Genomic DNA, 6,121 nt, shown 5'->3' on the forward strand with positions numbered 1-6,121 from the left:
TCAGCCCACGGCCTCATCCAGCTCGCGGCCCTGCCCCATCAGCCCGCGGCTCCATTGACACCCGGAGCTCCACTGACACCCGGAGCTCCAGCTTCGGCGGCCCAGGCGGTGGCGATGCCGGCGGCGACGGTCACGTTGTTGCGGACGACGGCGATGTTCGTCTCCAGGCTGGCGCCGGCCGTTTCGCGGTGGAACGTCTCCAGCAGGAACGGGGTGACGGCCTTCCCACGCAGGCCCCGCCGGGCCGCCCCGGCCAGCGCCTCAGCGAGGACCCGGTCATGCAGGTCATGGTCGAGCTGCTCGGCCTCGGGCACAGGATTGGCGACGACCACGGCAGAGCGCAGGCCGAGCGTGTCGGCATCGGCCATGACGGCGGCGACCTGCCGCGCGTCCTCCACCCGCCAGTCGACAGCGAACTCCGTCCGGGACAGGTAAAAACCGGGGAAGCTGTTCGTTCGCCACCCGAGCAGGGTCACGCCGAGGGTTTCCAGCCGTTCGAGCGTCGCGCCGACGTCCAGGATCGACTTCACCCCCGCGCAGATCACGGTGATCGGGGTACGGGCCAGCGTGACCAGGTCCGCGGATTCGTCCGCGCTGTCGGCCCAGCCACGGTGCGCCCCGCCGAGCCCGCCGGTGGCGAACACGCGGATGCCGGCGCGGGCGGCGAGCAGCGACGTGGCGGCGACCGTGGTCGCGCCGGTGCGGTGCAACGCGGAGGCGACGGGCAGGTCCCGGACGGACAGCTTCGCCACATCCGAGGCCTCCGCGATTGCGCTGAGCGCATCCGGGCACAGGCCAACGGTGGGTGTCCCGTCGATCACGGCGATGGTGGCCGGCGTCACTCCGCGGTCGCGCAGCAGCGTTTCCAGCTCGGCCGCGACCTCCCGGTTACGGGGACGCGGCAGGCCGTGGGCGATCAGTGTCGACTCCAGCGCGACCACCGGCCGCCCCGCGTCCAGCGCCACCCGGACCTCGTCGGCAACCGCGAGCCCTCGCATCGCCCGACACTATCCATCGCGGCGCTATGAGACTGCCTGGCCGAGGTCAGGCGAAAAGATCGTGTACTGTCACCGGGCGTAGCCCCTTCTGCCCAAGACCGGTGATGATTCGAGGCAGGGCGGGGATCGTGCCCGCATGCCCGAAGTGCAGGCTCACCACCGAGCCGGGCCGCACCGCCGCAAGTGTGCGCGTGACCACCGCGTCGGCGCCGGGGTCGGTGTAGTCGAGCGGATCCACATCGTAGGACAGGCAGTGCGCGTAACCGGCCCGGCCAGCCTCGGCGAGCACCGTCGGGGTGGCATGGTGCATCGCTGAGGGCCGGAAGTAGTCCCCCGGCCCGCCGGTCACTCGCTCCATGATCTCCTGCGAGCGCTCCACCTCCGAGCGCACCACGGAAGCGCTCTGTCGGTCAAGATCGGCGAGATGGGTGTACGTGTGGTTTCCGATTTCGTGTCCGGCGTCCCGGACGCGGCGGGCGTAGTCCGGGTACCGCTCCAGCCAGTTGCACACGAACATGCAGGTGATCGGCACTTGGGCCTGGGCCACAGCGGCGAGGAGCCCGTCGACCAGAGCGATGTCGCCGTTGGTGTGGAACGTCAGCGCCACCTCCGGACGGCCTGAGCTCGCGCGTACCAGTTCGGTCGCCGGGCCGCCTCCGGCGGACGGCGTGGAGGAGGTTGCCGCGGCGGCACCCGCCGGCGGCGGGACAACTCCCGCGGTGGCCGTTGGCGGCGTGCTCACCGATGGCTCGGCGCCGCGGCCGCTGTCACCACCGCCGTTGCCGGTGCCACCGCTGGTACGGCCGCCAGCTGCGCATCCGGCAAGCACCAGCGCCGCACCCGCGAACAGGCCGCGCCGAGTCGATGAACCGGAAAAGCACACCGCAGCACCTTACCGCCGGTGCTGGGCCAGCCCCATCGCGCGTTTCGCGGGGTTGATCGTGCTCTTCGCTTCGGCTATGCTTCGAACGTGAGTTCGACTTCCTTTGGGGCGGAAGGGGTGGCTGGTATGCGGTTGGCTGATCTGCCCGCACGGCGGGGTATGGCGGCTCGGTTCGATCCGCTCTCTGATCCTGACGCCGTGAGCGGAGATCGGAACGGCGCTCATCGGGCGTGTGCGTTGACCGTGTCGTCCTCGCTCGAGGGCAAGATGTTCCTGCGGGGCCAGCTCGACGCCGAAGGAGGGGAGACTGTCACCGCGGCCTTGGACGCGGCTATGGGAGGAGCGCCCGCGGCAGACGATACGCGCTCCAAGGATCAGCGTCGGGCGGACGCCCTGGTCGAAATCGCCCGACATTATCTGGGCCAGGCGGATCTTTCGCAGGTGCATGGCCATCGACCGCAGCTGACCGCTGTAGTCGAGGTCGCGGCGTTGCTACCGCCGGTGCGGGCAGCAACCTCGGCGGCCTCAGAAGCCGGCTCGGACCCTTCTGCCGTCCCCGCGCGTGCGGCAGCGGCGGTCCGTCCGCCGGAGTTTCCCACCAGGCTCACCGTCCGTGCTGGTTTCACCGGCGGATGGCCGATCACTCCTGCCGCCATCCGCCGGATCGCGTGCGACGCACGAGTCAGTCATCTGCTGACCTGGGGCGAAAGCAAAATTTTCGATCTCAGTCGGGAGGCTCCCACAGTCTCTGCCGCGCAGCATCGCGCGTTGGAGCTCCGCGACGGCGGATGCGTCTACCCGGGCTGTGACCGGCCGCCGTCGTTCTGCGACGGTCATCATCTCGTGCATTGGATCGACGGGGGGCCGACTGAACTCGACAATCTTGTTCTGCAATGCGGGCGGCATCATCGCAGGCTCCATGAGGAAGGCGAGACCCTCTACCGTGACGACATCGGCACCTGGCGGATCCGGAGAGCCGACGCCGACAGTGAGCCCTAGGGCGTGTTTCGAAAGCCATCTGTCCGGCTCGCCACGTCCAGGCGGCCTCTGGCTGCGTTCTCGGCCACACCGATACAACTCATCCGGTATCGGTGTGGCCTGCGGCCTTGCCAGGAACCACCTGGACGCGCCTTCCTGATCGAACGACGACTTCCGAAACACGCCGTAGTCCGAACCGATCATCCGGTATGCACCGCGGGGTGGACCTGGAGACCACGGCGGTTCGGGTCGACCTCCACGACAACCTCGTCGCCGTCCCGTACGGTGCCGGCGAGCAGCTCCCGGGCCAGCGAGTCTCCGATCGAGGTCTGCACCAGCCGCCGCAGCGGGCGGGCCCCGAAAACCGGGTCGAAGCCGGCGTCGGCCAGCCAGGCACGTGCCGCGTCGGTGACCGTCAGCGTGATCCGCCGGTCGGTGAGCCGGGCTCGCAGCAGGTCAAGCTGGAGGTCGACGATGCGGGCCAGGTCGTCGCGGTCAAGCTGGTCAAAGACCAGGACATCGTCGAGCCGGTTGAGGAACTCGGGCTTGAACGCCTCCTGGACGACGACCATCACGGAATCATGCCGCACCTGTGGCGACAGAGTTGGATCCGCGATGAATTGCGACCCAAGGTTGGACGTCAGTACCACGATCGTGCTGCGGAAGTCGACCGTCCGGCCCTGGCCGTCGGTGAGACGCCCGTCGTCGAGCACCTGCAGGAGGATGTCGAAAACGTCTGGATGCGCCTTCTCGATCTCATCCAACAGGATCACACTGTACGGGCGGCGGCGGATCGTCTCGGTGAGCTGCCCGCCCGACTCGAATCCGATGTAGCCGGGTGGCGCGCCGATAAGCCGCGCCACCGAGTGCTTCTCGGCGTACTCGCTCATGTCGATGCGCACCACCGCGCGTTCGTCGTCGAACAGAAAGTCCGCGAGCGCCTTCGCCAGCTCGGTCTTGCCGACCCCGGTAGGGCCGAGGAAGAGAAAAGAGCCGGTCGGCCGGTCCGGGTCGGAGATGCCGGCACGGGCACGGCGCACGGCATCGGAAACAGCACGTACCGCGGCCCGCTGACCGATGACACGCCTGTGTAGTTCGTCCTCCATCCGAAGCAGTTTGGCGCTTTCACCCTCCAGCAGCCGGCCGGCGGGAATTCCTGTCCAGGAGGCGACGACCTCGGCCACATCGTCCGGGCCGACCTCCTCCTTCAGCATTGCGCCGTCTGCCTCGTCCGCGCCGGGCAGCGCGTCGGTTGCCGCGGCGAGCCGTTTCTCCAGGGTGGGGATCGTGCCGTAGCGCAGCTCGCCGGCCTTGGCCAGGTCAAGGTCGCGTTCGGCGACCTCAATGGCCCGCTTGGCGTTCTCCAGCTCCTCCTTGACCTTCTGGACCTCGACGATGGAGCTCTTCTCCCGCTGCCAGCGAGCGGTCAGGCTGGACAGCTCCGTCCGCTTCTCGGTGAGTTCGCGCTGGAGGCGGCCGAGACGGTCCTTGGATGCCTTGTCGTTCTCCTTGGCCAGAGCCATCTCCTCGATCTCCAGGCGCCGGACGGCCCGCTCCAGCTCGTCGATGGCCACCGGCCGGCTGTCGATCTCCATCCGGAGCCGGGACGCGGCCTCGTCCACAAGGTCGATGGCCTTGTCAGGCAGGAAGCGCCCGCTGACGTACCGGTCGGACAGCGTGGCGGCGGCGACGAGGGCCGCGTCGGTGATGCGAACACCGTGGTGCACCTCGTAGCGTTCCTTGAGCCCGCGCAGGATGCCGATGGTGTCCTCCGTCGACGGCTCGCCGACCAGAACCGGCTGGAACCGGCGCTCCAGGGCTGGGTCCTTCTCGATACGGGTGCGGTACTCGTTGAGGGTTGTCGCGCCAATCATGCGCAGCTCGCCGCGGGCGAGCATGGGCTTGAGCATGTTGCCGGCGTCCATGGAACCTTCGGCGGCGCCGGCACCGACCACCGTGTGCAGCTCGTCGATGAACGTGATGAGCCGGCCTTCGGCGGAGCGGATCTCGTTGAGGACGGCCCGCAGCCGCTCCTCGAACTCGCCCCGCAGTTTCGACCCGGCAACCATCGACCCGAGGTCGAGCGAGACGATGCGCCGGTCGCGCAAGGACTCCGGAACATCACCGGCGACGACCCGCAGCGCGAGGCCTTCGACGATCGCGGTCTTGCCGACGCCCGGTTCGCCGATGAGGACCGGGTTGTTCTTCGTCCGCCTGGACAGGACCTGCACAACCCGTCGGATCTCGGCGTCGCGGCCGATAACCGGGTCGAGTTTGCCGGCCCGCGCCTGCTCGGTCAGGTCGACGGAGAACTTCTCCAGCGCCCGGTAGGCGCCCTCGGGATCGCGGCTGGTCACGCGGTGGACACCGCCGCGGACGGTGTCGAAGGCTCCGCGCAGGGTCTCGGCCGTCGCCCCGAACTCGGTCAGCACCCGGGAGGCCTCGCCGCCCTCCTCCGCGAGCGCGACCAACAGGTGCTCGACCGAGGTGTATTCGTCATCGAGCCGATTCGCCTGCCGCTCGGCGTTGTCGAGGACGGTGATGAGCTGCCGGGACAGTTGCGGCGGGGAGACGCTGGCGCCGGTGGCGTGTGGCAGCCGGCTGACCGCCGCTTCCGCGCGGGCGCGTACCTGGGCGAGCGGGGCCTCGATGGCGTCGAGCAGGTCGATCGCCACCCCGTTCGGCTGGCTCAGGACGGCTACCAGCAGATGAAGCGGGTCGACGAGCGGCGAGCCGTCGCCGGTGGCGCGGCTGACTGCGGAGGAGAGTGCTTCCTGGGAGCGGGCGGTGAGCCGGTCAGCGTTCATGGGAGTCCTAGAATGATCGTTTTGTGTGTTCCGTCTTCGGTGACGCTCAGAATAGTTGAGTCGTTTCGACTTAGAGTCGTTTCGACTGAGGGTGCTCGAGGATAGGGCGTTCGATCAGTGAGCGGCGTCCGGGTGGATGGATCGCCAGGCGGTGCGGGGAGTCGCTGGAGGTGCTGGGCGTCGGCCGATGACGGCGGCGCGAGGCGCCGCCCGGACGGCGCGAGCCGGATAGTCCTGTTGCCGGTCGCTCGTAGGGCGTATTTCGACGGTTAACTGTTCGGCTCGCCGCGTCCGGGCGGCCCTTGGCTGCGGCTCCCTGATCGAACGACGACTTCCGCAACACGCCGTAGGTTTGAAGTGCCACGGGTGGATGCGGGCGAACCTGAGCCGGTAATCATGGGGGTGGTGCGCAGGCCGCGCGGAACAGGCCTGGCAATGCGGGTCTGGACGGCGGG

The 6,121-nt window shown here is 68.9% G+C and carries 4 protein-coding genes; 1 reads left to right on the top strand and 3 read right to left on the bottom strand.

All coding sequences use genetic code 11. The annotated features are described in order from the left end of the window. Positions 1-38: 38 nt before the first annotated feature. Together MJ785_RS11090 and MJ785_RS11095 are read right to left on the bottom strand one after the other, a co-directional pair. A complete protein-coding gene (locus tag MJ785_RS11090) occupies positions 39-998 on the bottom strand; it encodes a pseudouridine-5'-phosphate glycosidase (RefSeq protein ID WP_239308282.1) in 960 nt (319 codons plus the stop codon). 46 nt (positions 999-1,044) lie between these two features. Then, positions 1,045-1,881 (bottom strand): polysaccharide deacetylase family protein, encoded by an 837-nt coding sequence (locus tag MJ785_RS11095; protein WP_239308281.1) that lies wholly within the window; start codon positions 1,879-1,881, stop codon positions 1,045-1,047. Positions 1,882-2,007: 126 nt separating this feature from the next. Here MJ785_RS11095 and MJ785_RS11100 point away from each other — a divergent pair, with 126 nt between their 5' ends. Then, complete coding sequence (locus MJ785_RS11100; protein ID WP_239380678.1) at positions 2,008-2,880, top strand: HNH endonuclease signature motif containing protein; 873 nt, start codon at positions 2,008-2,010, stop codon at positions 2,878-2,880. 179 nt (positions 2,881-3,059) lie between these two features. On the opposite strand, the gene clpB is transcribed toward MJ785_RS11100, so the two are convergent. Then, on the bottom strand, positions 3,060-5,666 hold the full coding sequence (gene clpB / locus MJ785_RS11105) for an ATP-dependent chaperone ClpB (protein WP_239308280.1): 2,607 nt from the start codon (positions 5,664-5,666) through the stop codon (positions 3,060-3,062). Positions 5,667-6,121: the final 455 nt, after the last annotated feature.

Source organism: Protofrankia sp. CiT1 (assembly GCF_917627335.1).
GTDB lineage: Bacteria > Actinomycetota > Actinomycetes > Frankiales > Frankiaceae > Protofrankia.

Excerpts from the sequence above, each read along its gene's own strand:
- MJ785_RS11090 (WP_239308282.1), bottom strand. The coding sequence starts at position 998 with ATGCGAGGGCTCGCGGTTGCCGACGAGGTCCGGGTGGCGCTGGACGCG.
- MJ785_RS11100 (WP_239380678.1), top strand. The coding sequence starts at position 2,008 with ATGCGGTTGGCTGATCTGCCCGCACGGCGGGGTATGGCGGCTCGGTTC.
- clpB (WP_239308280.1), bottom strand. The coding sequence starts at position 5,666 with ATGAACGCTGACCGGCTCACCGCCCGCTCCCAGGAAGCACTCTCCTCC.